Here is a 26,495-nt window from a genome sequence, read left to right on the forward strand (position 1 = left end):
TCGATCCGCTCACGCCCGGGTTTCTCTCGACCACGCCTCGTAGGATGGGCCCGTGGACAGTTTCTGGGTGGCGGCGCTGTGGTCGCTCGCGCCCACCGTGGCGATCGCGATCGTGTTCTGGCTCATCCTCCGGAACATCCTCCGATTCGACCGCACCGAGCGCCGCACGTACGCCGCGATCGAGGCCGAGGAGCGCGCCAAGCGCGGACTCCCGCCGCGCGCGGACGGCGAAGCGGGCTAACGCCCGGCCGCGCGGCCTGTCAAGGCACTCCCGCGCAGGCCGCGTGCACGCGACCCTGGAGGCCATGTTCATCGGCTACCACGCGTCGCACGAGCAGCTCGCCCCGAGCGAGCTGCTGTCGTCCGTCCAGCTCGCCGAGCGCGTCGGCTTCCACGGCGCCATGTGCTCCGACCATCTCGCGCCGTGGGGCGTCGCGCAGGGGCACTCGGGGTACGCGTGGTCGTGGCTCGGCGCCGCGCTCGCGCTCACGCGCTTCGGCTTCGGCGTCGTCACGGCGCCAGGCCAGCGCTACCACCCTGCCGTCGCCGCGCAGGCGATCGCGACCCTCGCCGAGATGTTCCCCGGGCGGTTCTGGGCCGCTCTCGGCAGCGGAGAGCTCGTGAACGAGCACGTCACGGGCGATCCGTGGCCCGAGAAGGGCGAGCGCGATCGGCGTCTCGACGAGAGCGCGTCGGTCATCCGCCGCCTCCTGCACGGGGAGCGCGTCGACCACGACGGCGCCGTCCGCGTGCACGACGCGCGCGTGTGGAGCCTGCCCACTGCGCCGCCCCTGCTCGTCGGGGCCGCGATCTCCCCCGGCACAGCCGAGCGGGTCGCCGCGTGGGCGGATGGCCTCATCACGACGGGCACGGACGGATCGGCGCTCGCGGACGCGATCGGCGCCTACCGCGCGGCCGGAGGGCGCGGCGAGGTGAGCCTCCAGGTGCACGTGAGCATCGCGCGGACCGCCGATGACGCGGCGGCGCTCGCGCGCGATCAGTGGCGTCATGGGGCCGTGACGCGCGTCTCGCCCTGGGATGTCGCGCAGCCCGAGGACTTCGACCGGCTCGCGGTGGAGTCCGACGCCGACCCCGCCGAGTCGGTCATCGCGGGGGCCGAGCCGCACGAGATCGCCGACCGGGTGCGCGCGCTGTGCGCCGGCGTCGACCGTGTCTACCTGCACCACATCGGGAAGGATCAGCGGCGGTTCGTGGAGGAGGACGCCCCCGCGCTCATCGCCGCGCTGGAGGAGGCCTCATGAGGCGGGAGAACATCGCGGACCTCTGGTGGCGGTCGTCGGTCATCTACTGCCTCGACGTCGAGACGTTCCTCGACGCGGATGGAGACGGCACGGGCGACCTGCAGGGGCTCGCCCGCGCGGTCGACTACATCGCCGACCTCGGGGCGGACGTCATCTGGCTCATGCCGTTCTACCCGACGCCGAACCGCGACGACGGCTACGACGTCACCGACTTCTACGGGGTCGACGCGCGCTACGGCACGCACGGCGACCTGCTCGAGGTCATCCGGCTCGCGCACGATCGCGGGATCCGCGTGATCGTCGACCTCGTCGTGAACCACACCTCCGACGAGCACCCGTGGTTCCAGTCCGCGCGCAGCTCCCGGACGTCTCCCTACCGCGACTTCTACGTGTGGCGCGACGAGAAGCCCGAGAACGACGCCAACACGGTCTTCCCGGGCGAGGAGTCGAGCATGTGGGAGTGGGAGCCGCGCACGCGGCAGTACTTCCTGCACAGCTTCTACCGCCATCAGCCCGACCTGAACTTCGGGAACCCGCGCGTGCGTGACGAGATCGCGAAGGCGATCGCGTTCTGGCTGAGCCTCGGGATCGACGGCTTCCGCGTCGATGCGGTCCCGTTCCTCATCGACGTGCCGCACGAAGGCGTCGCCGATCCGCACGAGTACCTGCGCGACATCAAGCGCTTCCTGCGGCGGCGCTCGCCGCAGGCCGTCCTCCTCGGCGAGGTCGGTCTCGATCACGCGGGACAGGAGCCGTACTTCGGGGCCGGAGGCGACGAGCTCGATCTGCAGTTCGACTTCGAGACGAACGTCGCGATGTACCTCGCGCTCGTCCGCGAGGATCCCGAGCCGATCGTCCGCGCCATCCGGAGCCGCACGGCGCCCTCGTCCGACGTCGGCTGGGCGGTGTTCCTCCGCAACCACGACGAGCTCTCGCTCGAGCTGCTCGCCGAGGACGAGCGCGCCGAGGTGTTCGATGCGCTCGCGCCCGACGAGGATCAGCGGGTGTACGGGCGCGGCATCGTGCGGCGGCTCCCGCCCATGCTCGGCGGCGATCCGCGGCGCGTGCGACTCGCGTACAGCCTGATGTTCTCGCTGCCCGGCGCGACCGCGCTGCTCTACGGCGAGGAGATCGGGATGGGCGAGAACCCCGCGCTCGAGAAGCGCCGGGCCGTGCGCACGCCCATGCAGTGGACCGCGCAGGGCGGCTTCTCGACGGCGGAGGCGGCCGAGCTCGTCGCGCCGTTCCCCGAGGGCGGCTACGCGCCCGAGCACGTGAACGTCGCCGACCAGCGGCGCGACCCCACGTCGCTCCATCGCTTCATGCGGGCGATCATCGCGGCGTACCGGGCGACGCCCGCGATCTCGTGGGGCGCGTTCGAGGTGCTCGAGCACGACGCGCCGTCCGTCCTCGTCCACCGGATGCGCTCCGACGTGGGCGACGCGCTCTTCGCGCACAATCTCGGCGGAAGCCCGGCGACCGTGCGGATCCGCCTCGACGAGGCCGACGACGCGGTGCTCATCGACCTGCACGGCGAGAGCGCGCCGCTCGAGGTGAGCGACCCCCTCGAGCTCGCGCTCGACGGCTACGGGTACCGGTGGTTCCGGCTGCGCAGGGAGTCCGACATCGGCCCCGACGAGGCGGGGCCGACCGTGCGCGGGCACGCACCCTGAGCGCAGGGGTGCCCCGCACCCGCGGGGAGGAGCGGGCACGGGGCGGATGGCGTCAGAGCGAGATCTGCTCGACCGTCTCCCCGGTCTCGACGGGGGCCAGCGCGAGCGCGATGTCGGCCTGGCTGACGATGCCGACAAGGAGGTGGTCCTCGATGACGGGGAGCCTGCGCACCTGGTGGTCCTGCATGAGCGTGAGCGCGTCGCGGATGTCCTGATCCGCGTCGACCGTCACGGGCTTGCCCTCGGCGAGCTCTCCCGCGGTCGTCGTGGCCGGGTCCGCTCCCTTCGCGAGGCCCTTCACGACGATGTCCCGGTCGGTCAGCATGCCCTTGAGCTTGCCGTCGTCGCCGCAGATCGGCAGCGAGCCGACGTCGAGGTCGGCCAGCAGTCTCGCCGCCTCGGTGAGGGACTCGTGCTCGCCGACGCAGCGCGGCGACGGGGTCATGATGTCGCGTGCCGTGGTCATGATGTCTCCTCTCTCCTCTTTCCGTGTTCGCGGGCGACGATACGAGGCGCGAGGGCGTCGGGCAGGGCGGTTGACAGATCCGGATCGGGTGATCTCGCGACGAGCATCCCGCGCCGCCCGCGCGCAACCCCCTGTCGCGGGCCCGCGGCCGCGGATACTGTCGCGCCATGACCGTCACACTGACCGGCCTCGCGACCGTCGTGCCGCCGACCGTGCTCCATCAGGACGAGGTGAGGGAGGTGTTCGCGGCGCAACCGGGGCTCACCCGCCTCTCGCAGCGGATCGTCAGCACGTCGTTCGGCGTCTCGGGCATCGAGCGCCGCTACACCGTGCTCACCGAGCTCGGCGACCGCACGGCCGAGCCGGGCGCGGAGCGCCGCTTCTACGACCCGACCACGGGCGAGCTCGCGTCTCCCGGCACGAAGCTGCGCAACGACATCTACGCGGTCGAGGCGAGCCGCCTCTACGTCGAGGCCGGCCGCGCCGCGCTCGCGCAGCAGGAGGACTTCTCGGCCGACGATGTCACCCACGTCATCACGGTGTCGTGCACGGGGTTCTACGCGCCCGGGCCCGACTTCGTCGTGGCGCGCGACCTGGGCCTCCCGCCCGACGTCCAGCGCTTCCACCTCGGCTTCATGGGCTGCTACGCGTCCCTCCCCGCGCTGCGGCTCGCGAGCCAGCTCGCGCAGGCCGACCCCGACGCCGTCGTCCTCGTGATCAGCGTCGAGCTGTGCACGCTGCACCTGCGGACCTCGAACGACCCCGACACGATCGTCGCGACGTCGCTCTTCGGCGACGGAGCCGGGGCGGCGCTCGTCACCTCCCGCCCCGTCTCGGCGCACGAGCCCGGCTTCGAGCTCGAGCGCTTCGCGTCGCGCGTCGCGCCCGAGGGCGAGAGCGACATGGCGTGGCGCATCGGCGACCACGGCTTCGAGATGGTCCTCTCCAACGCGGTCCCCGCGATCCTCGGGCAGCACGTGACGGGAGCCGTGCGTCCGCTCTTCGCACCCGAGCCCCGTCTCGAGCGCGCTCTCGACGAGAGGCGAGCGAGCGAGGCCATCCCGCACTGGGCCATCCATCCCGGCGGCCGGAGCATCCTCGACAAGGTCGAGTCGGCGCTCGAGCTGAGCGAGGCGCAGCTGCTGCCCGCGCGCGCCACGCTGCGCGACTTCGGCAACATGTCCAGCGCCACCGTGCTCTTCGTGCTCCGGCACATCCTCGACTCGCCCGCCGCATCGGCCGGCGAGCGCGTCGTCGCGATGGCGTTCGGCCCGGGCCTCACGGTGGAGTCGGCGCTGCTCACCCTGCGGGGCTCGTGATGCCGGGGCGGCTCGCCGTGCGCGACGCCGTCGCGACCGAGCGGATGGACGACCCGCACTGCGACCCGGAGCGGCTCGCGCGGACCTACGCGCGCTTCGGCCTCGTCAACGCGGTCGTCGCGTCGCCGCGAGCGACGTACCGCCGCTGGATCGCGCCGCGCCTGAGGCAGGGCGACGTGCGCCTCCTCGACATCGGCACGGGCGGGGCCGACTTCCCTCGCGCGGTGTGCCGATGGGCTCGCCGCGAGCGCGGCCGGCTCGACGTGCTCGCGATCGACCCCGACCCGCGCGCGTTCGCGTTCGCGGCGCGTGGTCCTCGGGGGCGCGGGCTGCGAGTGCGGCAGATGGATGCGGCGGCCGTGATCGCGACCGGTGAGCGCTTCGACGTGGTCGTGTCCAACCACGTGCTCCACCACCTCTCCGACGCGGAGGTCACCGCGCTCCTCGATGAGTCCGCGCAGCTGCTGCGACCGGGCGGCGTCGCCGTCCACCGCGACATCGAGCGCTCGCGGGGTGCGTACCTCGCGTTCTGGATCGGGACGCTGCCCTTCGTGCCGTTCGTCCTGCGGGGCACGTTCCTGCGCGAGGACGGTCTCACGTCGATCCGCCGCAGCCGGACGGCGCGCGAGCTCGCGCAGCTCGTCCCGACGGGCTGGCGCGTGGAGAGGGGATGGCCCGCGCGCGTCGAGGCGGTGCGCGAGGCATGACGCGCGTGCACGACGCCGCGATCGTCGGCGCGGGGCCGGTGGGCCTGCTCGTCGCCGCGCTGCTCGCGCAGGGCGGCGCCAACATCGTCGTCCTCGAGCGGGCGCAGGCGCCCTCCGCCAGCACGCGCGCGATCGGCATCCATCCGCCCGGGCTCGCGGCGCTCGACGCGGCGGGCGTCGGCGACCGCGTCCGCGGCGAGGCGGCGCTCGTGCGCGGCGGCGAGGCGCTCCGCGACGGCCGGACGCTCGGCGCGCTCGCGTTCGACGAGCCCGTTCGCACCCTCCCTCAGCACCGCACGGAGGCCCTCCTCGTGCAGCGCGTGCGCGCGCTCGACCCCGGCGCGCTCCGTCGCGGCGAGAGCGTGCGGGACCTGCGCTCCGTCGCGGGCGGCGTCGAGCTGCGGACGGATGACGGCATCGTGCGCGCCCGCGCCGTCGTCGGCGCGGACGGCACGCGCAGCGCGGTCCGCACGGCCGCGGGGATCGGGTGGGAGCGCCGCGATCCCGACACGCGGTGGGTCATGGCGGATGCCGACGACACGACGGGGCGGCCCGAGACGGCGCTCCTCCACCTCGAGCGCGACGGCGTCGTGGAGTCGTTCCCGCTCCCGGGCGGCCGACGCCGATGGGTCGTGCGCGTCGACGACAGCGCGGGACCGGAGACGGCGACGGGCTTCGCGGCTCTCGTGCGCGAGCGCGTGGGCGTCGACCTCGAGGGGCTGGAAGAGCCGAGCCGATTCGCCGCGCGGCAGCGGATGGCGCGCGCGTTCGCGCGGGGACGGATCGCGCTCGTCGGCGATGCGGCGCACGAGATCAGCCCGATCGGCGGGCAGGGGATGAATCTCGGATGGCTCGACGCGCTCGCGTTCGCCGAGGCCTTCGCCGCGGTCCGCGCGCGGGGAGCCGAGGGGGAGGAGCCCTGGGCGGGCTGGGCGGAGGAGCGCAGGGCCGCCGCGCGCCGCGCCATGCGCCGAGCCCGCTTCAACATGGCGATGGGCGCGCCCCGCGCCGGCGCGGCGCTCGCGGTGCGCGACGTCGCCGTGCGCGCGCTCTCATCCGCGCCCTTCCGCGGAGCGCTCAGCGCGGCCTTCACGATGCGCGGACTCTGACGCGGCGGCGCGGTGTCAACCCCCTGCCGCGGGTGCGCCGCGCGCGGTTGCCTGGGGGAACGGCAATCACAGCAGCAGAGGAGACACAAGAATGAGCGACAGAACCGTGAACAGGGTCCGGTACGCCGGCACGGCCATCCAGAAGGCCGCGCTCGTGTTCGGCATCGTGTTCCTGCTCGTCGGCATCGCCGGGTTCATCCCCGGGATCACGACGGGGACCGACCAGCTCGAGTTCGCCACGCACACGTCCGGCGCGATGCTGCTGGGGATCTTCCAGGTGTCGGTCCTGCACAACCTCGTCCACGTCATGTTCGGCGTCGCGGGGCTCGCGCTCGCCGGGTCGGCGCCGGGGTCGAAGGGGTACCTCATCGTGGGCGGCGCGCTGTACGCGGTGCTCTGGGTGTACGGCCTCGTCGTGCCGCACGACCACGCGGCGAACTTCGTCCCCCTCAACGCAGCGGACAACTGGCTCCACCTCGTCCTCGCGGTGGCGATGATCGCGCTCGGCGTCTTCCTCGGGCGGGACGCGCGCAACCGGGTCTGATGTCCAGGCACGCGCGAGCCGCCGTCCGCCGTGCGCGGGCGGCGGCTCGCGCGCTGTGCGCGGGGCTCGCCATCGGCGCGCTCCTCGCGGCGCCCGGATGCGGCCTGCGCGTTCCGGAGGACCCCGACGGCACGCTCGACCGCGTGATCGCGGACGGCGTGCTCGAGGTCGGGGCGACGGACGAGGAGGGCCTCGTCGAGGAGGGGCCGGGCGGCGCGGCGGAAGGGCCCCTCGCCGACCTCGCGGAGGGGTTCGCCGACGAGGTCGGGGCGCGCGTGGAGTGGACATGGGCGAGCGAGGAGTCCCTCGTGGGCCTGCTCGAGCGCGGGAGCATCGACCTCGCGGTCGGCGGGTTCACCGACCAGACGCCGTGGGTCGACCGCGTCGGGGTGACGCGCGGCTACCCCGGCGTGCCGGGCGCCGAGGGGCGGTCGATCGTCATGCTCGTCCCGCTCGGCGAGAACCGGCTCCTGTCGGCGCTCGAGAGCCACCTCGACGAGGAGGTCGGCGGATGAGCGAGACCTGGCGGCGCTTCGGCCGCGCCGACCTGCCGGATGAGCAGCGCGGCGCGCTGCGCAGCGCCGTCCGCTGGGAGATCTTCACGATCTGCTACACGACGGTCACGATCGCCCTCGTCGCCCTCGTGGTCGGCAACTCGCAGGCCATGCGGACCGCGTGGATCGAGGACATGCTCTCCCTCATCCCGCAGCTCGCCTTCCTCGTCGCCCTGCCGTTCGTGCGCAGCGCGCCCTCGCGCCGATACCCCTTCGGCAAGCACCGGGCGATGGGCGTGGGCCACCTCGTGGCGGGGGTCGCCCTGCTCACGGTCGGCCTGAACCTCGCGGTCGAGGCCGTCGTCGGGCTCGTCTCGCAGGAGCATCCGACCATCGGGACGGTGCGGCTCTTCGGCCACACCGTCTGGCTCGGCTGGCTCATGGTGGCCGTGATGGTCGTCATCGTCGTCGGCCCGGTCTTCCTCTACGGCCCGGCCAAGGCGCGCCTCGCGCCCGTGCTCCACAACAAGCTCCTGTACGCCGACGCCGACATGGCGAAGGCCGACTGGCACACGAACGCGGCGTCGATCGTCGGCGTGCTCGGCGTCGGCATCGGCGTCTGGTGGCTGGACGGTGCCGCGGCCCTCTTCATCTCCGTCGGCATCGTGTGGGACGGCGTGCGCAATACCCGCTCCGCGGTCGTCGACCTCATGGACCGCCGCGCGCTCACCTACGACGACGCGGCCCCGCATCCGCTCGCGGCCGCGGCCGTGACGCGGCTGCGCTCCCTGCGCTGGATCGAGGACGCCGCCGTGCGCGTGCGCGACCAGGGGCAGGTCCTCCACATCGAGGCCTTCGTCATCCCGCGTCGCGGCCGGGTCGCCGTCGACCGGCTCGTGCGCGCGTCGCAGGCCGTGGCGGCGCTCGACTGGAAGATCCGCGACGTGCAGGTCATCCCCGTCGACGTGCTCCCCGAGGAAGCCGACCCGGCGCGCTGAGTCGGCGCGGCGCGGGGCCTCGGTCCCCGCTTCGCTAGGCTGGCGGGGACGAGGAGGATGCCGATGGACTGGTGGGCGAATTCCGCGTTCTGGTTCGGCGCCTACACGGTCGTCGACATCATCGTCCGCATCGTCGCGCTCATCGTCGTCCCCGGCAACCGCAAGCCGACCTCGGCGATGGCATGGCTGCTCGCGATCTTCCTCCTGCCGATCCCGGGCATGCTCCTCTTCCTCCTCATCGGCAACCCGCGGCTGCCGCGCAAGCGCCGGCGGATGCAGACCGAGATCAACGCCGTGCTGCGCGAGGCGAACGAGCACCTCGAGCGCGGGACGCTGCGGCCGCACGAGCCGGAGTGGTTCACCTCCCTCGTTCGGATGAACCGCGAGCTCGGCGCCCTTCCGCTCTCGGGCGACAACGGCGTGCGCCTCGTCACGGGATACCAGGAGAGCCTCGACGAGATGGCCGAGGCCATCCGCTCCGCCCGGCGCTACGTGCACGTGGAGTTCTACATCCTCAAGTCCGACCGGTCGACGGAGAACTTCTTCCGCGCGCTCGAGGAGGCGTGCGCGCGCGGCATCCCCGTGCGCGTGCTCATGGATCACTGGGCGAACCTCTCCAAGCCGCTGCATCGCCGGACGCGCGACCGCCTCGAGCGGATGGGCGCGGACTGGCACTACCTCCTTCCGCTGCGGCCGCTTCACGGCCGCTGGCAGCGCCCCGATCTGCGCAACCACCGCAAGCTGCTCATCGTCGACGGCGAGGTCGCGTACCTCGGCTCCCAGAACGTCACGGACGCGAGCTACAACGTGCGCGCGAACATCAAGCGCGGCCTGCAGTGGGTCGACCTCATGGTGCGGCTCGACGGGCCCGTCGTCTCGAGCGTCGACGCGGTCTTCCTCAGCGACTACTACAGCGAGACCGGCGAGACGCCGGCGGGCGTCGACCTGCGCGAGATGGACGCCGGGTCGGGCGACCTCGACTGCCAGGTGGTGCCGTCGGGACCCGGGTTCGAGGTCGAGAACAACCTGCGCCTGTTCCTCGGGCTCATGTACGCGGCGCAGGAGAAGATCATCATGATCAGCCCGTACTTCGTCCCCGACGAGGCGCTCATGCTCGCCGTCAGCGCGGCGGTCTCGCGGGGCGTGCGGGTCGAGCTCTTCGTGTCGGAGATCAGCGACCAGGCGATGGTGTTCCACGCGCAGCGGAGCTACTACGAGGCGCTCCTGCGGGCCGGCGTGCGGATCTACCTCTTCCCACCGCCGTACATCCTGCACACGAAGACGCTCTCGATCGACGACGAGGTCGCCGTCATCGGATCGAGCAACATGGACATGCGCTCGTTCGGCCTCAACTTCGAGGTCTCGCTGCTCGTGCGCGGCGAGGAGTTCGTGCAGCAGCTGCGCCGCGTGGAGGACGACTACCGCGACCGCAGCACGCGGCTCTCGCTCGTGGACTGGGTGCGCCGGCCGTTCGGGAGCCGCGTGCTCGACAACCTCGCGCGGCTCACGTCGGCGCTGCAGTGACCGGTCAGAGCCGGTCGGTCGGGTGCCCCTTCGGCACGGCCATGAGCAGGGCGCCCTTCTCGATGCGGCAGTAGACGCGGGTCGCCTCGCCGAACTCGTCTCCGTCGAGCTCGACCGGCTGCACGTCGACCGACGCGGTCTCGATCCCCTCGCCGCGCAGGAACCGCACCGACGTGTCCCTGCGCCGCTCGACGACGCGGCGGCCGAGCCGAGAGCGCCGCAGGACGGAGTTGTCCCACCACACCTTGCGGAAGACCCCGAGCCAGCCGAACGGGCCGGATGGCTGGATGATGGCGATGTCGAGCTGGCCGTCGGCGACCGAGGCGCCGGGGATGAGCTCGATGCCGGCCGGGAGCGCGCCGCAGTTCGCGAAGAGGACGCTCTGCACCTTGGCCGCGTGGAGGCGGCCGCCGTCGAGCTGGTACACGACGCGGAACGGCTCGGCGCCCGGGAGGGACCGCGCGGCGCCGTCGACGTAGGCGACCCAGCCGACCTGCTTCTTCAGCTTCGCGTTGGTGTTGGCGATCATCGCCGCATCGAGGCCGATGCCCGCCATCACGACGAAGGCGTGGTCCTCGACGGCGCCGTCGGGGCGGCGCAGCCGCGCGATGCCCAGGTCGATCGCGACCGTGTCGCCGTCGATCGCGGCCCGCACCATCTCCGCCGGGTCGGTGAGGGGGAGACGGAGGTTGCGCGCGAGGAGGTTGCCCGTGCCGCTCGGGACGATCGCGAGCCGCACGCCCGTCCCGTTCATCGCCTCGGCGACCGCGCGCACCGTGCCGTCGCCGCCCGCGACGAGCACGGCCGAGACGCCCTCCCCGAGCGCCCGTCGCGTCGCCTCCTGCCCCGGATCCTCGATCGTCGTCTCGAAGATGAGCGGCGGCAGCCATCCCGCCTCGTGGGAGACGAGCGCGACCGCCGACCGGAGGGCGTCGGACGAGGCGACCTTGACCGGGTTGTAGACCAGCGCGGCTCGCTGCGCGGAGGCGGCGGGGGCGGTCATGGTCACACTCTAAGTCGCGGCGGCGAGCCCGGGCGCGCCCCGCGCCTAGACTCGTAGGGTGATCGACCCCGTACTCCTCCGCGAAGACCCCGAGCTCATCAAGCGTTCTCAGGTCGCGCGCGGCAGTTCGCCCGACACGGTCGACGCGGCCCTCGCCGCCGACGCGGCGCGCCGTGCGGCGATCACCGCGTTCGAGGAGCTGCGCGCCGAGCAGAACGCGTTCGGCAAGACCGTCGCGAAGGCCCCCAAGGACGAGAAGTCCGCGCTCGTGGCGCAGGCCAAGGAGCTCGCGGACCGTGTGAAGGCCGCCCAGGCCGCCGCGAACGACGCCGAGGCCGCGTTCCGCTCGGCGATGGACGCGATCCAGAACGTCGTCATCGAGGGCGTGCCGGAAGGCGGCGAGGACGACTTCGTCGAGCTGCGCCGCGTGGGCGAGATCCCCGCGTTCGACTTCGAGCCGCTCGATCACCTGGCGCTCGGCGAGAAGCTCGGCGCGATCGACATGGAGCGCGGCGCGAAGGTCTCGGGTGCGCGCTTCTACTTCCTCACGGGCATCGGCGCGCGCCTCGAGCTGGCGCTCATGAACTACGCGCTGAACACCGCCCTCGAGCACGGGTTCACGCCGATGATCACGCCGACCCTCGTGCGGCCCGACATCATGGCGGGCACGGGCTTCCTCGGCGCCCACGCCGACGAGATCTACCGTCTCGAGGAGGACGACCTCTACCTCGTGGGCACGAGCGAGGTCGCGCTCGCCGGATACCACAAGGACGAGATCCTCGACCTGCAGGGCGGTCCGATCCGCTACGCCGGATGGTCCACGTGCTACCGCCGCGAGGCGGGCTCGCACGGCAAGGACACCCGCGGGATCATCCGCGTCCACCAGTTCAACAAGCTCGAGATGTTCGTCTACACGGCGCCCGAGGACGCGGAGGCCGAGCACGAGCGCCTGCTCGCGCTCGAGGAGCAGATGCTCACCTCGCTCGGCCTCGCGTACCGCGTCATCGACGTGGCAGCGGGCGACCTCGGCTCGAGCGCCGCGCGCAAGTTCGACACCGAGGCCTGGGTGCCGACGCAGGGCGCGTACCGCGAGCTGACGTCGACGTCGAACTGCACGACCTATCAGGCGCGCCGTCTCGACATCCGCCACCGCCCCGAGGGCGGCCGCACGCAGCACGTCGCGACGCTGAACGGCACGCTCGCGACGACCCGCTGGATCGTCGCGCTGCTCGAGACGCACCAGCGCGCGGACGGCTCGGTCGTCGTGCCCGAGCCGCTGCGCCCCTACCTCGGCGGCCTCGAGGTCATGGAGCCGATCGCGTGACGATCCCCGCGCCCGAGGAGGAGCGCCTCTTCATCGCGCTCGACATCGACGGAACGGTGCTGCTCGAGGACGGCTCGTACAGCCCCGGCGTCGAGGAGGCGGTCGCCGAGGCCGCCGAGCGCGGGCACCTCGTGACGCTCGCGACCGGGCGCAGCTGGGAGTCGACCCATCCCGTGATGACGCATCTCGGCATCCTGCCGCCGTACGTCGTGTGCGCGAACGGGGCGACGATCATGTCGCGCGACCCCGATGACCCGACCGGGTACATCCGCCACACGATCGAGACGTTCGATGCGACCGAGGCGCTGCGGTTCATCCGCGAGCACCTCCCCGGCGCGAACTACATGGTCGAGCTCGCCGACGGCACGCGCCTCTTCACGGAGTACATGGACGACTGGGACCTCAACCGTCCCGGCGCGCGCCACGTCGCGTTCGACGAGATGCTCGGCCTGCAGGTGACCCGCGTGGTCGTCGTCTCTCCCGAGCACGACGGCGACGAGTTCAACGCGTTCGTCGAGCGGATGGGGCTGCAGCAGGTGACCTACTCGGTCGGCTGGTCCGCGTGGCTCGACATCGCCCCGCAGGGCGTCAACAAGGCGACAGCGCTCGAGAAGGTGCGCGAGTGGCTCGAGGTCGACCCCTCGCGCGTCGTCGCGATGGGCGACGGCCGCAACGACATCGAGATGCTCACCTGGGCGCACGAGGGCGGCGGTCGCGGCATCGCGATGGGCCAGGCGCCGGACGAGGTGCAGGAGTGCGCGACGCAGCTGACGCTGCCCGTCGAGGGCGGGGGAGTGGCCGCCGCGCTCTCGGAGCTGGGCGCCGCGACGTCCACGATCGCGTGAGGCGCTGACAGGGCTCGCCCAGGGACCGCGTCGACAATAGCGGGAAGGCCGGTCGACTAGACTCGACGCCAGTCCGCGCGCGAGCGGGGGCACGGAGGGTTGTCCGAGCGGCCGAAGGATCCGGTCTTGAAAACCGGTGGGCAGCAATGTCCCGTGGGTTCGAATCCCACACCCTCCGCAGAGCGGGGCGCGCGCCCCGAGGTCGGAGCACCGTTCGTCCCAGCCCGAGAGGACTCGAGTGAGCGAGACCCCGAAGCACGCCGTGCGGCGCACGATCGCCCGCCACGGGCAGCTCTCCTCGCCCGGACCGGTGCAGCAGCTGCTGCGCGTGCTCGGCGTCGCCCTCGCCGTCGTGATCGTGAGCGCGTTCGGCGTGGTCGGCTACGCCGCGTACGACTTCGGCGCGACCTTCAGCGCGGACGCGGTCGTGCTCGAGGGGCAGGAGGGCGCTCCGCCGGACATCAGCGAGCTCGACAACAAGGGCGTGAACATCCTCTTCGCGGGCCTCGACGCGTGCGAGGAGGAGTACAAGCAGTACTTCGGCGGGCGCTGCCCCGACGACGCGGCCTACGACCCCGAGTCGCGGGAGCAGGTGCTGAACGACGTCAACATGCTCGTGCACATCTCGCCCGAGCCGCGTCGCGTGACGGTCGTGAGCTTCCCCCGCGACCTCATGGTCGAGGGACCGGAGTGCACCGACCCGCAGGGCGACGTCGCCTCCGCGCTCTCGCGCACGCAGCTCAACGAGGCGTACTACCGAGGCGACCTCGGCTGCATCGTGAAGACGATCGAGGAGCTGTCGGGCCAGACGATCGACTACGGCGCGACCGTGACGTGGGGTGGCGTGATCGAGATCACGAACGCGATCGGCGGCGTCGACGTGTGCGTCGGCGGAGAGGGCATCTACGACGAGCACACGGGCCTCGCGATCCCGCCGTCGGAGAAGTACACGCTCGCGGGCGTCGAGGCCCTGCAGTTCCTCCGCACGCGCTACGGCGTGGGCGGCAGCGACCTCAACCGCATCAGCAACCAGCAGGTGTACATGTCGGCGCTCGCGCGCAAGCTCACGAGCGAGGAGGTGCTGTCCAATCCCAGCACGCTGCTCACGCTCGCGCGCACGACGCTCGAGAACGTCGACCCGTCGTCGAGCCTGACGAACCCGGTCACGCTCGTGCAGATCGCGATGGCCGCGAAGGACGTGCCTCTGCAGGACTTCACGTTCGTGCAGTACCCGGTCGTCGACGACCCGTACGACAGCAACCGCGTCGCTCCGGACTACGCCTCGGCCGAGGCGCTGTGGGCCGCTCTCGAGCAGAACGTCCCGCTGCAGATCACGGGCGACACCGGCGGCGGCGCCATCCTCGCGGAGGGCGAGGAGGGGGCCGAGACCCCCGCCCCCGAGGACACGCAGGCTCCCGTGGAGACCACGACGCCCGAGACGCCCTCGATGACGGAGACGCCGGCCCCGACCGACACCCCGGCGAGCGGCGAGCTGAGCGCCAACGTGCACGGCTCCGACGCGAGCCAGGTCACCTGCTCCAACGGCGTCGGCTGAGCCGGACACGCGGATGGCGCAGCGGCGGGGCACGATCGCGCAGCACGGGCTGCTGCGGACGCCAGGGCCGATGCGGCAGCTCGTCCGAGTGCTCGGCGTCGCGCTCACGGTCGCATTCGTCAGCGGTGCGGGTGTGGCCGCCTACGCGGCGTGGGACTTCTCCTCGGCGTGGAGCGAGGACGCCGTGGTGCTCGACGGGCAGGAATCGGCGCCGCCGGACATCGGAGCACTCGACGACGAGGGCGTGAACATCCTCTTCGCGGGCCTCGACGCGTGCGAGGAGGAGACGAAGCACCTCTTCCCGGGGCGGTGCGACCCACGCGTGACGTACGACGAGACCACGCGCGCGAGCGCCCTCAACGACGTCAACCTGGTGATGCACATCTCGCCGGAGCCGCGCAGGGTCACCGTCATCAGCTTCCCGCGCGACCTCATGCTCAGCGCGCCCGAGTGCTCTCTCCCTGAGGGCGGCACCGCGCCCGCTGTCGATCGCATCCAGCTCAACGAGCTCTATCAGCGGGGCGACATCCCGTGCGTCGCGAACGCGCTCTCGGCGCTGTCGGGGCTGCAGATCGACTACGCGGCGTCGATCACGTGGGGCGGCGTGATCGAGATCACGAATGCGATCGGCGGCGTCGAGGTGTGCGTCGGCGGCAAGGGCATCTACGACGAGAAGAACACCGGTCTGGCGCTCGCACCCGGTCAGCACACCCTCGTCGGACAGCAGGCGCTCGAGTTCCTGCGCACGCGCCAGGGCGTCGGCGACGGGAGCGACCTCGGCCGCATCGGCAACCAGCAGGTGTACATGACCGCGCTCGTCCGCACGCTCATGAGCGACGCGGTGCTGCGCGACGCCGGGAGGGTCCTGTCGCTCGCGCGGACGACGCTGGAGAGCGTGCGTCCGTCATCGAGCCTCACCGACCCCGTGAAGCTCGCGCAGATCGGGATGGCCGCGGCGGACGTCCCGCTCTCCGACTTCACCTTCGTCCAGTACCCGGTCGTCGACGACCTCTACAACAGCAACCGCGTCGCACCCGACGAGGCGTCCGCAGAGGCCCTTTGGGTGGCGCTCGCGCAGAACGTCCCGCTCGAGATCACGGGCGACACGGGCGGCGGCGCCGTCCTCGCCGAGGGCGAGGAGGCGCCCGCGCCCGAGGGCACGCAGGACCCGGGCGAGACGCCCGCATCCGGGGCGCCTTCGGCCGCGCCGACGCCCGCCCCCGCCGGCACACCGGCGAGCGGGGAGCTGGGGGCGAACGTGCGCGGGTCGGATGCGAGCCAGGTCACCTGCTCGAACGGGCGGGGCGTGCTCTGAGCCGCGGTTCGCAGCACCCCCTCGGACCCGTTAGGATGGTCTACGTGTCTGCGTGCAGGCACCTGGAGACGTCGCATAGTCAGGCCTAGTGCACCACCCTGCTAAGGTGGAGTCCCCTTTAAGGGGACCGAGGGTTCAAATCCCTCCGTCTCCGCCAGACGTCAGAGCCCGGCCCCGTGATCACGGGGCCGGGCTCTTCGCGTATGCGCTGCGAGGGCGGCGCTAGTCCGCAGCAGGCGCCGACTCGGCGCCACCGCCTGCGGCCAGCAGCTCCTCGCTCAGGTGCCACAGCCGTCGAGCGGCATCGGGATCGATCGCGTGCGGCGCGACATCGGTGGGCGGCGGGCCGTCGAACGCGACGGACATCGGCGTTGCGTCGACCGCGGAGATGTCGTTGTCCTTGAGGTAGACGCCCCCGATGCCCTCGAGCAGGGGACTCGTCGCCGCGAACACCATGGTGCTCGCACCCTGCGCGACGGTCTTGAGTCCGTGCTCCGGCGCGATCACCGGCCGCCCTTCCGCGTCGATCAGGCCCTGCGCGCGCTGGAGCTCCTGCGGGGCCTCGATGCGCTCGCCGACTGCGCGCGCCGGCCCGAGGGACGTGCCGACGATGATGCCGGGGTGCACGGCGTAGCCGCGGATGCCGACCTCCGCCCACCGGCGGTCGAGCTCGACGGCGAACAGCACATTGGCGGTCTTCGACTGGCCGTAGGCGACGTGCCCGTCGTAGTCGTCGACGAGGAAGTTCGGATCCTCGAAGCGGATGCCCGTGAGCCGGTGGGCGCCGGAGGTCATGTTCACCACGCGGGCGCCGGCCGCTGCCCGCAGCGCGGGGAGGAGGCCGATCGTGAGCTGGAAGTGGCCGAGGTGGTTCGTGGCGAGATTCGCCTCGTAGCCGCGCGCGTCGCGCACGAGCGGGCCGGCCATGATCCCGGCGTTGTTGATCAGGATGTGGAGCGGACGACCCGACCCGAGGAAGCCGGCGACGAAGGCGTCGATCGAGGCCGGGTCCAGCAGATCGAGCTGCGCGGTCTCGACGCGGGCGATGCCCTCGAGCGCGATGGCGGCGCGCTCCGGATCGCGTGCAGCCACCGTGACGGATGCTCCTGCTGCGCTGAGGACGCGGGTCGCCTCGCGGCCGAGGCCCTGGTGCCCGCCGGTGATGATGACGTTCTTCCCGGCGAGGTCGATGCCCACGGCGACCTCCTCGGCGGTGGAGGCGGGTGAGAAGCCGGTTCCGATGGGGTGCTGGGTGCTGGTCATGAGAGTTCTCCTGTCGTGAGTGCGGGGAGGGGGAGGAGGGCGCGGGTCAGCGCGACGGCGGCCAGCGCGACCGCCGCCGACATCACCACGGCGGTCGCGAGTCCATCGCCGCCGAGGGTTCCGACCGCGGGTGCCGTGAGCGCGCCGCAGGTGAACTGCGCCGCGCCGATGACGGCGGCTGCGGTGCCTGCCGCCTCGCCGTGGCGCGAGAGGGCGGCCGCCGTCGTGTTCGGGATGACGAGCCATCCGCCGGCGAGCATCACGGCGACGGGGAGCAGGAAGCCGAGGACACCGCCCACCTGGAGCAGCTGCAGGGTGATGAGCACGACGCCGGCGACGAGGACGGCCGCGAGTGCGGCGGCGGCGATGCGCTCGGGTCGGTGATGCCGCAGCAGCACGGGGTTCACCTGGGAGCTCGCGATCATCACGACAGCGCAGGAGCCGCGAACACCCACCGCCAATCGCCGACGACCAGCACGGCGCTCCCGAGCGTCGGCGCGAGGACGGGCGCGACGCCCATCACCAGCATGAGGCGGGAGAGGGCTGCGGCCGCCCGGTGCCCGTCGAAGAGGTCGCGGACGATCGCCATGGCGACGACCGTCGCCGCCGCGGCGCCGAGCCCCTGCAGGATGCGCAGCGCGCCCATCGCGGCGAGGTCGGCGGCGCACGCGGTGAGCGCGGAAGCGATGACGTGCACGGCGACGCCGGCGAGGAGCGGACGACGGCGCCCGAGGGCGTCGGACAGCGGGCCGATGGCGAGCTGACCGAGCCCGAGGCCCAGCAGGGTCCCGGTGAGAGTGAGCTGGACGAGGGCGTCAGACGCTCCGAGGTCGGAGACGACGCGCGGCAGCGCGGGCAGGTACATGTCGATCGTGAGCGGGCCGAGCGCGACGAGCGCGCCCAGCACCGCGATCACGCGGGCAGAGCCCTGGCGTGTGGAGACATCCGGCGGGGACATCACGGCTCCCATCTGATTTCGGTGCGGTGCCTCCACCGTCGCGGGCGCTCCGGGATGCAGGAAGGCCCGCTTCATCCAGGGACGACCCGTCCCTGGATGGCTCAGAGCGCGCGAACGATACTGGGGTCATGATCGACCGCGCCGGGCTCGCCGCCTTCCTCCGCCGTCGTCGGGATCAGCTGCGCCCCGCCGACGTCGGTCTGGCCGACGGCGTGCGGCGTCGGGCGCCCGGCCTTCGGCGCGAGGAGGTCGCCCAGCTCGCGGGCATCTCGAGCGACTACTACGCGCGGATCGAGCAGGCGCGCCGGCCCCATCCGTCGGAGCCCATCATCGCGTCGCTCGCGCGGGCGCTGCGTCTCGACGTGGACGAGCGCGACTACCTTCTCCGCCTCGCCGGCTTCGCGCCTTCTCAGCGAGGAGGACATCACATCAGCCCGGGGCTGCTCCGCCTCGCCGATCGCCTCGCCGATGTCCCCGTGCTGATCGCGACCGATCTCGAGGTCGTGCTGTGGCAGAACCGCCTCGCGGCGGCGCTCGTGGGGCCGAGGAATCAGTCGCCGGGAGTCGAGGCGAGCGTGACCTGGCAGTGGTTCATGCGGCCGGAGACGCGGGCGATCTTCCCGCGGGAGGACTGGGAGCGGCACTCCGCGGCTCACGTGGCCGACCTGCGCGCGACCTCTGCCCGCCGCGGCGGCGACGCCGATGTGCGGCGGCTCATCCGGAGCCTCCAGGAGAGCGAGGAGTTCCGCCGGCTGTGGGAGCGGCATGACGTCGCCGTGCGCCGCTTCGACCGGAAGACCTTCCTTGTTCCGAGCATCGGCGAGATCGCGCTGACCTGCGAGGCCGTGCTGAGCGCCGAGACGGACATCCGCCTGCGCGTGTTCTTCCCGGCCGAGGGGAGCGACGCGGGCGAGAAGCTCGAGCTGCTCGCCGTGATCGGCACTCAGAGGTTCGACGCCACCGCGCTGGGCTGAGCCGCAGCGCGGTGGCGTCGAACGGGCTCAGCGAGCGCTCACCTCGACCCTCAGGATGCGGTCGTCGCCGGGTCGCGGCTCAGTGCCGCCCCACGTCGCTCCGTCCGTGTTGGACGTGATCAGCCACAGCGAGCCGTCGGGTGCGGCCTCGACCGTGCGGATGCGGCCGTACTCCTCGACGAGATGGGCGATCGGCTCGGCCGCGGCCGTGCCGCCCTCGACGGGCAGCTGCCAGAGCCGCTGCCCGCCGAGCGCCCCGATCCAGAGCGATCCGCCCGCGTAGGCGACGCCGGATGGACTCGCCTCGTCGGGGTGGATCGTCGTGATCGGCGGCTCTCCTGTGTCCCCCGCGATGCCCTCCGTCTCCGGCCAGCCGTAGTCCGCGCCGGCGCGCAGGACGTTGACCTCGTCCCACGTGCGGTGGCCGAGCTCCGTGGCATAGGCCGTGCCATCGGGGCCGAAGGCGATTCCCTGGACGTTGCGATGGCCCGAGGAGTAGATGGGGGAGTCCCGCGGATTGTCCTCCGGGATGCTCCCGTCCACCGCGATGCGCAGGATCTTGCCGTTGAGCGAGTCGGCCGTTGCCGCGTTCTCGGGCTCGAACGCGTCGCCGGTGCCGATCCAGAGGTGCCCGTCGGGGCCGATCGCGATCCGACCGCCGTGATGCCGGTCGGCGGTCTCGATGCCGTCGAGGAGCACGCGCTCGACGCTCAGGGAGCGCCAGTCGTCGGCCACCCTCACCGCGACGACCTGATTCTCATCGGCCCCGGACCGGTAGGCGAAGACGGTGCGGTCCTGTTCGAACGTCGGCGACGCGACGATGCCGAGGAGGCCCCCCTCCGACGAGCCCTCGACGTCGGGGACGACGCCGACGGGCTGCGCCGGCCCGCCCCCTGCCGGAATGCGGAGGATCCGCGCGGTGAGTCGCTCGGTGACGAGGGCGGACCCGTCGGGCAGGAACGTCAGTCCCCATGGAGAGCGCAGTCCGGTGGTGAGCTCGACACGATCGGACAGGGTGGCGATGGCGGCCCTGTCGGGTGCCGCAGCGGGCCGACTCGGCCGAGCCGAGCCATCCGCGTCGTCGGCGTCTGCCGTGCCCGTGCACGCAGTCAGCATGCCGAGCACGAGCCAGGGCGGCGGCGGGACGCGCCCTCGTCGCGCGGACCCGGCGTCGGGTGTTCATGCGTCTTCTCTCCTCGACGGCGGCTCAGGCGGCGCCGCCGTTGACGAAGATGTTCTGCCCGTTGACCCACCGGGCGGGGCCGGCGAGGAAGACCACCGCCTCGGCGATGTCCTCCGGCGTGCCGAGCCGCTGGAACGGGTTGCCGCCGGCGATCTGGTCGATGAGCTCCTGGCTCTTGCCCTCGAAGAACAGGGGCGTCGCCGTCGGGCCCGGCGCGATCGCGTTCACGGTGATGTCCCGACCCCGCAGCTCGCGGGCGAGGATGAGCGTGATGGCCTCGACCGCCCCTTTCGACGCCGCGTAGGCAGCGTAGGCCGGGTACTGGAGCCGCGTGATCGACGTCGAGAAGTTGATGATCGCGCCGCCGCGGCGGATGCGCTGAGCGGCGAGCTGGTCGACGACGAAGGTGCCGCGCACATTGACCCGCTGGACGCGGTCGAAGACCTCGAGGTCGAGCTGCTCGAGCGGCGACAGCGGCATGATTCCGGCGGTGTGCACGAGGACGTCCACGCCGCCGAACTCCTTCTCCGCGAGGTCGAAGAGCGCCTTCGCCTCGGCTTCCTCGGCGATGTCCGCCGAGGCGGCGATGGCGCGCCCGCCGGCGGCCTCGATCGCCGCGACGACCTCGTCGGCACCCTCCCGGTTGCTGCCGTAGTGCACGACGACGTCCATGCCCTCGGAGGCGAGGCGCCGAGCGGCGAGACCGCCGATGCCGCCTGAGCCGCCCGTGACGATGGCCACACGGTCGCTGATGCTGTTCATGAAGACTCCGTTCCTTATATGGACAGCGTGTACATTACCGTGTCGCGGAGGAAATGGACAGAGGGTCCAGATGTATTCTCGGACGATGCGAGATGAGGCGAACACGCCGCAGAGGCCGGCGACGCCGCGGCGCGGGCGAGGTCGTCGCCCCGCCGCCGAGGTACGTGCGGAGGTGCTCGCCGCGACCGGTCGCGTCCTTCTCGGCGAGGGACTGTCGGCCGTGACGTTCGGCCGCATCGCGGACGAATCCGGCGCGAGCAGGATGACGCTGTACAAATGGTGGCCGTCGCCGGGCGCGCTCGCGGCGGAGGCGTACTTTGCGCAGAGCGCCCCGGTGCTCGACTTCCCGGATACGGGCGACGTGCGCGAGGACCTCGTCGCCCAGCTGACGGCGTTCGTGCGGTGGCTGACGGGTGGCGCGGCCGCCCCGGTCTCGGAGCTCATCGGGGCGGCGCAGCGGGATCCGGACGTCGCAACGGCGTGGGCTGAGAGCTACGCTCGCCCGCGGAGAGAGCTCGCGCGCAAGCGGCTGCAGAGTGCTCAGCAGCGGGGCCAGCTCCGGCCCGACGTCGACCTCGACGTCATCGTGGACCAGCTCTGGGGTGCGTGCTATCACCGGCTCCTCGTGCTCAAGGTGCCGCTGGACGAGGAGATCGTTCCTCGCCTCGTCGACCAGGCGCTCTTCGGCGCGGCCAGGCCCGATGCCACAGCCCGGTGACACTGTCAACCGAGTGCGCCTGGCGACCTGCGCGCGTAGCGTCGCACGTGATCCCACCTCGAGACGACGGAGGACCACATGCAGGAGACGCCGCACGCGACCGACGAGGACCTCGCCCGCATCGCCGGGATCGTGAGGTCCGCCAAGATCGGGCTGCTCACGACCACCAGTCCCGAGGGGCAGCTCCACAGCCGCCCGCTCGCCGCGCAGGACGTCGAGTTCGACGGCGATCTCTGGTTCTTCACCCAGGACCCGAGCGAGAAGGTGCGCGACATCGCCGTGCACCCCGCCGTGAACGTCGCGTTCGAATCGGGTAAGGGCTACCTCTCGGTCGCCGGCACCGCGGAGGTCGTGCACGACCGGGCGAAGGTGGACGAGTACTGGACCCCCGCGGTCGAAGCCTGGTTCCCCGAGGGGCGGGAGGATCCGACCGTCGCGCTCATCCGCGTGCGCGCAGAGTCCGCCGAGTACTGGGCGACGGATGAGCCCGGCATCGTGTCGGCGTTCAAGATCGCGAAGGCCGTCGTGACGCGCACGCAGCCCGACGTCGGCGAGAACCGCGCCGTCGAACTCTGAATCGAGAGGAGCACATCATGGCGGATGCCCAGAGCCAGCCCGAGGAGAGCGTCGACGAGGAGGCAGCCGACACCATCCTGGACGACCCCAGCACGGAGAAGGACCCGGGTGAGGAGCCCAAGGCACCTCAGCCGCAGGAGGGGGAGCCGAGCCACCACGCGGTCGGCATCGGCGTCATCGACGCGGAGATCCCGGGCGAGGAGGAGTAGTCCTCACCACGCGGCTCGGCGCCCCACGGCGGCGAGCCGCGTGAGCGCGTCGGCGGGATGTCTCAGCAGGGCGCGAGACTCGACGGACGAGGTCAGCACCGCGACGATGCGCTGCGCCGAGCGCACGTGCGACCGCCGGTAGCCCGCGATGTAGTGCGGGTCGACCTCCCACGTCACCTCGTCGCCCGAGGTGACCGTGAGGACGACCGGATACCGCTCGACCTCGCCCAGCGGGCTGACGTCGCCGAGCGCGGCGAGCAGCAGCGAGCCGACCGTCTCCTGCATTCCTGGCCACGGCCAGATCGTGGTGGGCGGGCTGAAGCGCAGGGCGCGGATGTCCGACCATGGCAGCACGGCCCTCGGCGCGTCTCCGACGCACTCCGCGACTCCGTCCGCGCGGAGCCGGACGTGGCGCGCGGCGACGTCGCCGATCGCGAGGCCGTCGGGGGTCGCGGTGAGGGGGCCGTGTCGAGACGCCATGCCTCGATCCTCACACGGCCCCCGCCGCTGTCGATGTCAGGGGAGGTCCTCGACCTCCACCCGGTCGTCATCGTCCTCCGCATCGTCGCGCCCGGGGCCGCGGATGGCATCGGGCGGCACCTCCCCGTCGCTCGAGCCGAGCCCGGGCGCGCCCTCGTCAGGGAGTCGGTCGGGGTCACTCACGGCGTTCTCCCGCGCGAGGTCGGAATCGGACGTCTTCTTCTCTTCTGCGCTCATGTCGCGATCCTCGCGCGGGCGGGCGGATGGCGCGAGGGCGTTGACAAGCCCCGGATGTGCGGCGACGCCTTCGCGCTATCGCCAGACGGCCCGCGGCGCAAGGGGATGACGTCGCCCGGTCGCCTCCCGCAGGGTGGAGAGGACCCGACGAGGAGGACACCATGGGCAGGGAAGACGAGATCAAGCGCCAGGAGGACGAGGGCGAGTACACCGACGTCGAGGAGCCGGACGGCGAGCGGCGGCCAGATCGGGTCATCGAGGAGCCCGGTCAGTACACCGACGTCGACCGCGACGAAGAGGTCTGAGCGGTCGGCATGACGGCGCCCGGGGCGAGCAGGTCAACACGTCGGGCGCCGCACCGCGTGCAGCGGACGTAGAGGACGACGCCCTCGGACGTCGGATGGCGCGACTCCGTGCGCCATCCGTGCTCGCACGCGCGCGCGGTCGCGAGGTCGACGAGGTGCTGGCTGCGCGGGGAGGTCATGCGATCAGCGTGATGTAATGCTCTTGTGCATCTCAACCCTTACGGCGAGTACGCGGTGCTCCTCGCGGCGTCGCTCGCGAACGCATGGCCGCATGATCGCGCGGGCATCGAGAGCCGCACGCGCGACTTCGGGATGACGATGCCGTTTCCCGAGCGCGCCGATGACCACGCCGCGACGCGCGCGGTGATCGACCGCTGGCTCGCGGTGGTCGACGCGGATTCGCCGGATGAGCGCGCCCGTCTGCTGAACGAGCTCATGAAGGAGGCGACCGCGTACCCGCGTCTGACCGACCATGACGGCGAGGGATGGCACCTCCACTACCGCGACGACGACCAGTCGCTCGCGCACGTGCTGCTCGCCGTCATCTCCGTCGGGACCGCTCTGCACCTGACGACCCGCGGGATGACCCGGCTCGGGCGGTGCGCCGCGGGCCGCGCGCCCGGCGATCCGTGCCGCAACGTCGTCGTCGACATCACCCGGAACGGCCGGCAGCGCTACTGCTCCGTCCGCTGCGCGAACCGCGACGCCGTGCGCCGCCATCGCGCCCGGCTCCGGTGAGCGTCGAGACTACTTCTTGCCGTTGCCCTGGCCGCCGTTCCCGCCGCCCTGATTCCCGTTGCCCTGCCCGCCGTTGCCCTGGCCGCCGTTCCCGTTCCCGGGGTCGCCGTTGCCCTCGCCTTCACCGCCCTCGCCGTCATCGCCGGCGCCGTCCTCGGCAGGCGGGTCTGACGGGAGGACAACCGGCTCCTCGCTCTGAGTCGGCGTCGGAGACGGCTCGGCGAGCTGCTCGAGGTCGGCGCGGACGGCGTCGATCGCCTCCCGGATGGCGACGGCGCGCGCCGCGTCGATCCGCCCGTCCACAAGGGCCTCGTCGACGTCGGCCTCGAGCCTGTCGAGAGAGGCGAGCGCCCCCGCAGCGTCGCCGTCCGCGGCCTGCTCGGCGACGGTCGCCACGGCATCCTGGAAGGCAGCGGTCGGGGTGTCGGAAGGCGCGCAGCCGGTCAGGACGACGGCTGCGACGATCAGGGTGGGGAACAGGAGGCGTCTCATGGCGTGACCGCCTCCATGAGGTCGTCGAGATGGCCGCGCAGGGGCTCGTCGAGCGCGGGCAGGGCGGGCGGCGCGGGTTCCTCCTGCGGGAACATCGTCGGCACGCCGAGCGCCAGCGCGAGCGCGATCAGGGCGACCGCCGTCATCACCGCGACCATCGCGAGGATGCGCCGAGGGCGTCGGCGAGGAGCGGCCGCCACGGCCGGCGGCTGGAGCGTGCCCAGCGGGATCGCGGCGGTCGGCGCAGGGCGGGATGGCAGGGGCGCGGTCGCCTGCGCGACGGGGAACGGCCGCGTCTCCTGCTCGTGGACGGCGGCCGACCGCGGCGTGAGCGGCTCGCTCGGGTCGGCCGCGATCTCCCGGGCGGCCGCGGCGACCTCCCGCGCCGTGGGGCGCCGCGCCGGATCGCGGTCGGTCATCGCGGTGAGCAGGACGCGCCATCGCGGATCGAGCTCGTCCGGCATCTCCGGCTCGCCCGCGATGCGCGAGGCGAACAGCTCCTGCGCCGTGCCCGAGGGGAAGGGATGGCGGCCGATGAGGAGCTCGAGCAGCATGAGCCCGAGCGAGTAGATGTCGGATGCGGGGGCCGGCTGCATGCCGCGGACCTGCTCCGGGGAGAGGTACGCGGCCGTCCCGATCGTCGTTCCCGGCGTCGTGATGCGGCTCGAGTCGAGCAGGTAGGCGATCCCGAAGTCGGCCAGCGTCGCCGCGCTCGTGATACCCGGCAGCTTCGGCGCCCGCATGAGGACGTTCGACGGCTTCACGTCGCGGTGGACGATGCCGGCGTCGTGGACGACGGCGAGCGCGTCGGCGAGCGCGGCCGCGGTCTCGGCGACCTCCCGCCCCGAGAGCGGGGCTGCGGCCATCCGATCGCGCAGGGTCGGCCCCTCGACGTACTCCATGACGAGGTACGGATGGTCGTCCTCGTCGACATGCGCGTCGAACAGCGTGACGAGGGACGGATGGTTCAGGGCTGCGAGCAGGCGGGTCTCCGCGAGCCGACGCTGTCGCGACTGCGGATCATCCGGCATCGGGCGGAAGAGCTTGACGGCGACGTCGCGGCCGAGCAGCTCATCGCGCGCGCGGTAGACGGTGGCCATGCCGCCGGCGCCCACGCGCGCGATGAGCCGATAGCGGCCGTCGAGCACCTCTCCCGTGACGGGCTCGTCGAGGAGGTCGGACATGCGCGCTCAGGCGAGCGGCTCTCCGTTGTCCGTCGTCCGCCGCGTCGTGATCTGCTCGCCGCTGGCCGGGTCGACCGCCGTGCGCTGAGTGGAGACGGCGCTGCGGCGACGGAGCATGAGGACGAGGCTGATGAGGAAGACGACGGCACCGGCCGCCATGAGGATGTACCCGATGAGGGTGAGGTCGACCGCTCCGCCGAGGTCCACGTTGATGGCGAAAGCGATGATCGCGCCGATCGCGATGAGGGCGATTCCGGATCCGATTCCCATGGTCGTGC

33 protein-coding genes and 2 tRNA genes are annotated in these 26,495 nt (G+C 72.3%); 22 read left to right on the top strand and 13 right to left on the bottom strand.

The genetic code is table 11. The features are described from left to right. The first annotated feature begins 52 nt into the window (after window positions 1-52). Genes M1D46_RS04790 through M1D46_RS04800 form a run of 3 tightly spaced genes read left to right on the top strand, consistent with a single transcriptional unit; the run spans window position 53 to window position 2,935 of the window. On the top strand, window positions 53-241 hold the full coding sequence (locus M1D46_RS04790) for a hypothetical protein (protein WP_271174660.1): 189 nt from the start codon (window positions 53-55) through the stop codon (window positions 239-241). Between the two features lie 43 nt (window positions 242-284). Then, entirely contained in the window at window positions 285-1,262 is a 978-nt protein-coding gene (locus tag M1D46_RS04795; RefSeq protein ID WP_456286777.1) for a TIGR03557 family F420-dependent LLM class oxidoreductase, read from the top strand. Then, window positions 1,259-2,935: an alpha-amylase family protein gene (locus tag M1D46_RS04800; protein WP_456286778.1), complete on the top strand. Its 1,677-nt coding sequence runs from the start codon at window positions 1,259-1,261 to the stop codon at window positions 2,933-2,935. The genes M1D46_RS04795 and M1D46_RS04800 overlap by 4 nt, the downstream gene beginning before the upstream one ends. A gap of 52 nt (window positions 2,936-2,987) precedes the next feature. Here M1D46_RS04800 and M1D46_RS04805 read toward each other — a convergent pair whose 3' ends face one another. After that, window positions 2,988-3,401, bottom strand: coding sequence for a CBS domain-containing protein (locus M1D46_RS04805; RefSeq protein ID WP_271174663.1), 414 nt, complete (start codon window positions 3,399-3,401; stop codon window positions 2,988-2,990). Between the two features lie 167 nt (window positions 3,402-3,568). On the opposite strand from M1D46_RS04805, the gene M1D46_RS04810 reads away from it, so the two are divergent. From M1D46_RS04810 to cls, 7 genes are all read left to right on the top strand, one after another. Continuing rightward, window positions 3,569-4,720: a type III polyketide synthase gene (locus tag M1D46_RS04810; protein ID WP_456286779.1), complete on the top strand. Its 1,152-nt coding sequence runs from the start codon at window positions 3,569-3,571 to the stop codon at window positions 4,718-4,720. Next, the gene (locus tag M1D46_RS04815; protein ID WP_271174692.1) at window positions 4,720-5,427 is read left to right on the top strand and encodes a methyltransferase domain-containing protein; all 708 of its coding nucleotides are present in this window, start codon (window positions 4,720-4,722) and stop codon (window positions 5,425-5,427) included. Before M1D46_RS04810 ends, M1D46_RS04815 begins: the two co-directional genes overlap by 1 nt. Next, on the top strand, window positions 5,424-6,536 hold the full coding sequence (locus M1D46_RS04820) for an FAD-dependent oxidoreductase (protein ID WP_456286780.1): 1,113 nt from the start codon (window positions 5,424-5,426) through the stop codon (window positions 6,534-6,536). Before M1D46_RS04815 ends, M1D46_RS04820 begins: the two co-directional genes overlap by 4 nt. Before the next feature lie 91 nt (window positions 6,537-6,627). Then, window positions 6,628-7,080 (top strand): DUF4383 domain-containing protein, encoded by a 453-nt coding sequence (locus M1D46_RS04825; RefSeq protein ID WP_282980438.1) that lies wholly within the window; start codon window positions 6,628-6,630, stop codon window positions 7,078-7,080. Beyond that, complete coding sequence (locus M1D46_RS04830) at window positions 7,080-7,595, top strand: transglycosylase SLT domain-containing protein (protein WP_282980439.1); 516 nt, start codon at window positions 7,080-7,082, stop codon at window positions 7,593-7,595. Before M1D46_RS04825 ends, M1D46_RS04830 begins: the two co-directional genes overlap by 1 nt. Then, window positions 7,592-8,572, top strand: coding sequence for a cation transporter (locus M1D46_RS04835; protein ID WP_456286781.1), 981 nt, complete (start codon window positions 7,592-7,594; stop codon window positions 8,570-8,572). Before M1D46_RS04830 ends, M1D46_RS04835 begins: the two co-directional genes overlap by 4 nt. 63 nt (window positions 8,573-8,635) lie before the next feature. Beyond that, window positions 8,636-10,096: a cardiolipin synthase gene (gene cls, locus M1D46_RS04840; RefSeq protein WP_456286782.1), complete on the top strand. Its 1,461-nt coding sequence runs from the start codon at window positions 8,636-8,638 to the stop codon at window positions 10,094-10,096. A 4-nt stretch (window positions 10,097-10,100) separates the two neighbouring features. Here the strand turns inward: cls and M1D46_RS04845 are convergent, their stop codons facing one another. Then, on the bottom strand, window positions 10,101-11,099 hold the full coding sequence (locus M1D46_RS04845) for a diacylglycerol/lipid kinase family protein (RefSeq protein ID WP_456284560.1): 999 nt from the start codon (window positions 11,097-11,099) through the stop codon (window positions 10,101-10,103). 58 nt (window positions 11,100-11,157) lie between these two features. Between M1D46_RS04845 and serS the strand changes: the two genes are divergently transcribed. From serS to M1D46_RS04875, 6 genes are all read left to right on the top strand, one after another. After that, the gene (serS, locus tag M1D46_RS04850; RefSeq protein ID WP_456286783.1) at window positions 11,158-12,423 is read left to right on the top strand and encodes a serine--tRNA ligase; all 1,266 of its coding nucleotides are present in this window, start codon (window positions 11,158-11,160) and stop codon (window positions 12,421-12,423) included. Beyond that, window positions 12,420-13,268, top strand: coding sequence for an HAD family hydrolase (locus M1D46_RS04855; protein WP_271174672.1), 849 nt, complete (start codon window positions 12,420-12,422; stop codon window positions 13,266-13,268). Before serS ends, M1D46_RS04855 begins: the two co-directional genes overlap by 4 nt. Window positions 13,269-13,361: 93 nt before the next feature. Then, window positions 13,362-13,446: transfer RNA gene (locus tag M1D46_RS04860), tRNA-Ser, on the top strand. A gap of 60 nt (window positions 13,447-13,506) precedes the next feature. Further along, a complete protein-coding gene (locus M1D46_RS04865) occupies window positions 13,507-14,823 on the top strand; it encodes an LCP family protein (RefSeq protein WP_456286784.1) in 1,317 nt (438 codons plus the stop codon). 13 nt (window positions 14,824-14,836) lie between these two features. Further along, window positions 14,837-16,138 carry an LCP family protein gene (locus M1D46_RS04870; RefSeq protein ID WP_456286785.1) on the top strand — a complete coding sequence of 434 codons (1,302 nt, stop codon included), beginning with the start codon at window positions 14,837-14,839 and terminating at the stop codon, window positions 16,136-16,138. A gap of 64 nt (window positions 16,139-16,202) precedes the next feature. Then, a tRNA-Ser gene (locus tag M1D46_RS04875) sits at window positions 16,203-16,295 on the top strand. Between the two features lie 65 nt (window positions 16,296-16,360). Here M1D46_RS04875 and M1D46_RS04880 read toward each other — a convergent pair. The 3 genes from M1D46_RS04880 to M1D46_RS04890 are packed head-to-tail and all read right to left on the bottom strand — an operon-like array spanning window position 16,361 to window position 18,359. Continuing rightward, window positions 16,361-17,401: an SDR family NAD(P)-dependent oxidoreductase gene (locus M1D46_RS04880; RefSeq protein ID WP_456286786.1), complete on the bottom strand. Its 1,041-nt coding sequence runs from the start codon at window positions 17,399-17,401 to the stop codon at window positions 16,361-16,363. After that, window positions 17,398-17,826 carry a hypothetical protein gene (locus M1D46_RS04885; protein WP_456286787.1) on the bottom strand — a complete coding sequence of 143 codons (429 nt, stop codon included), beginning with the start codon at window positions 17,824-17,826 and terminating at the stop codon, window positions 17,398-17,400. The genes M1D46_RS04880 and M1D46_RS04885 overlap by 4 nt, the downstream gene beginning before the upstream one ends. Then, window positions 17,826-18,359 (bottom strand): MFS transporter, encoded by a 534-nt coding sequence (locus M1D46_RS04890; RefSeq protein ID WP_456286788.1) that lies wholly within the window; start codon window positions 18,357-18,359, stop codon window positions 17,826-17,828. The genes M1D46_RS04885 and M1D46_RS04890 overlap by 1 nt, the downstream gene beginning before the upstream one ends. Window positions 18,360-18,487: 128 nt before the next feature. On the opposite strand from M1D46_RS04890, the gene M1D46_RS04895 reads away from it, so the two are divergent. Next, on the top strand, window positions 18,488-19,333 hold the full coding sequence (locus M1D46_RS04895) for a helix-turn-helix transcriptional regulator (RefSeq protein ID WP_456286789.1): 846 nt from the start codon (window positions 18,488-18,490) through the stop codon (window positions 19,331-19,333). Between the two features lie 27 nt (window positions 19,334-19,360). On the opposite strand, the gene M1D46_RS04900 is transcribed toward M1D46_RS04895, so the two are convergent. After that, the gene (locus M1D46_RS04900) at window positions 19,361-20,449 is read right to left on the bottom strand and encodes a PQQ-dependent sugar dehydrogenase (protein WP_456286790.1); all 1,089 of its coding nucleotides are present in this window, start codon (window positions 20,447-20,449) and stop codon (window positions 19,361-19,363) included. A gap of 91 nt (window positions 20,450-20,540) precedes the next feature. Further along, complete coding sequence (locus M1D46_RS04905; RefSeq protein WP_456286791.1) at window positions 20,541-21,278, bottom strand: SDR family oxidoreductase; 738 nt, start codon at window positions 21,276-21,278, stop codon at window positions 20,541-20,543. A gap of 85 nt (window positions 21,279-21,363) precedes the next feature. Here M1D46_RS04905 and M1D46_RS04910 point away from each other — a divergent pair, with 85 nt between their 5' ends. The 3 genes from M1D46_RS04910 to M1D46_RS04920 all read left to right on the top strand — a co-directional run bounded on the left by M1D46_RS04910 (window position 21,364) and on the right by M1D46_RS04920 (window position 22,781). Next, window positions 21,364-21,996, top strand: a complete 633-nt coding sequence (locus M1D46_RS04910; protein WP_456286792.1) for a TetR/AcrR family transcriptional regulator C-terminal ligand-binding domain-containing protein — start codon at window positions 21,364-21,366, stop codon at window positions 21,994-21,996. Window positions 21,997-22,074: 78 nt separating this feature from the next. Beyond that, window positions 22,075-22,572 carry a pyridoxamine 5'-phosphate oxidase family protein gene (locus tag M1D46_RS04915; RefSeq protein ID WP_456286793.1) on the top strand — a complete coding sequence of 166 codons (498 nt, stop codon included), beginning with the start codon at window positions 22,075-22,077 and terminating at the stop codon, window positions 22,570-22,572. A gap of 17 nt (window positions 22,573-22,589) precedes the next feature. After that, complete coding sequence (locus tag M1D46_RS04920) at window positions 22,590-22,781, top strand: hypothetical protein (RefSeq protein ID WP_271174676.1); 192 nt, start codon at window positions 22,590-22,592, stop codon at window positions 22,779-22,781. A gap of 3 nt (window positions 22,782-22,784) precedes the next feature. Here the strand turns inward: M1D46_RS04920 and M1D46_RS04925 are convergent, their stop codons facing one another. Both M1D46_RS04925 and M1D46_RS04930 read right to left on the bottom strand, forming a co-directional pair. After that, the gene (locus tag M1D46_RS04925) at window positions 22,785-23,261 is read right to left on the bottom strand and encodes a hypothetical protein (protein WP_456286794.1); all 477 of its coding nucleotides are present in this window, start codon (window positions 23,259-23,261) and stop codon (window positions 22,785-22,787) included. A gap of 36 nt (window positions 23,262-23,297) precedes the next feature. Further along, on the bottom strand, window positions 23,298-23,498 hold the full coding sequence (locus M1D46_RS04930) for a hypothetical protein (protein WP_282980453.1): 201 nt from the start codon (window positions 23,496-23,498) through the stop codon (window positions 23,298-23,300). Between the two features lie 161 nt (window positions 23,499-23,659). Between M1D46_RS04930 and M1D46_RS04935 the strand changes: the two genes are divergently transcribed. Next, the gene (locus M1D46_RS04935; protein WP_271174679.1) at window positions 23,660-23,803 is read left to right on the top strand and encodes a hypothetical protein; all 144 of its coding nucleotides are present in this window, start codon (window positions 23,660-23,662) and stop codon (window positions 23,801-23,803) included. Here the strand turns inward: M1D46_RS04935 and M1D46_RS04940 are convergent. After that, window positions 23,767-23,982, bottom strand: a complete 216-nt coding sequence (locus M1D46_RS04940) for a hypothetical protein (RefSeq protein WP_456286795.1) — start codon at window positions 23,980-23,982, stop codon at window positions 23,767-23,769. The genes M1D46_RS04935 and M1D46_RS04940 overlap by 37 nt on opposite strands. Before the next feature lie 25 nt (window positions 23,983-24,007). On the opposite strand from M1D46_RS04940, the gene M1D46_RS04945 reads away from it, so the two are divergent. Further along, a complete protein-coding gene (locus M1D46_RS04945) occupies window positions 24,008-24,541 on the top strand; it encodes a CGNR zinc finger domain-containing protein (protein WP_456286796.1) in 534 nt (177 codons plus the stop codon). Window positions 24,542-24,550: 9 nt separating this feature from the next. Here M1D46_RS04945 and M1D46_RS04950 read toward each other — a convergent pair whose 3' ends face one another. From M1D46_RS04950 to M1D46_RS04960, 3 genes are read right to left on the bottom strand one after another with little or no spacing between them, the layout of a single operon-like run. Continuing rightward, window positions 24,551-25,033 (bottom strand): hypothetical protein, encoded by a 483-nt coding sequence (locus tag M1D46_RS04950; RefSeq protein WP_456286797.1) that lies wholly within the window; start codon window positions 25,031-25,033, stop codon window positions 24,551-24,553. Continuing rightward, on the bottom strand, window positions 25,030-26,217 hold the full coding sequence (locus M1D46_RS04955; RefSeq protein WP_456286798.1) for a serine/threonine-protein kinase: 1,188 nt from the start codon (window positions 26,215-26,217) through the stop codon (window positions 25,030-25,032). The genes M1D46_RS04950 and M1D46_RS04955 overlap by 4 nt, the downstream gene beginning before the upstream one ends. A 6-nt stretch (window positions 26,218-26,223) precedes the next feature. Further along, window positions 26,224-26,487 (bottom strand): DUF6458 family protein, encoded by a 264-nt coding sequence (locus M1D46_RS04960; RefSeq protein ID WP_271174684.1) that lies wholly within the window; start codon window positions 26,485-26,487, stop codon window positions 26,224-26,226. Window positions 26,488-26,495: the final 8 nt, after the last annotated feature.

It is taken from the genome of Microbacterium sp. JZ70 (genome assembly GCF_053903225.1).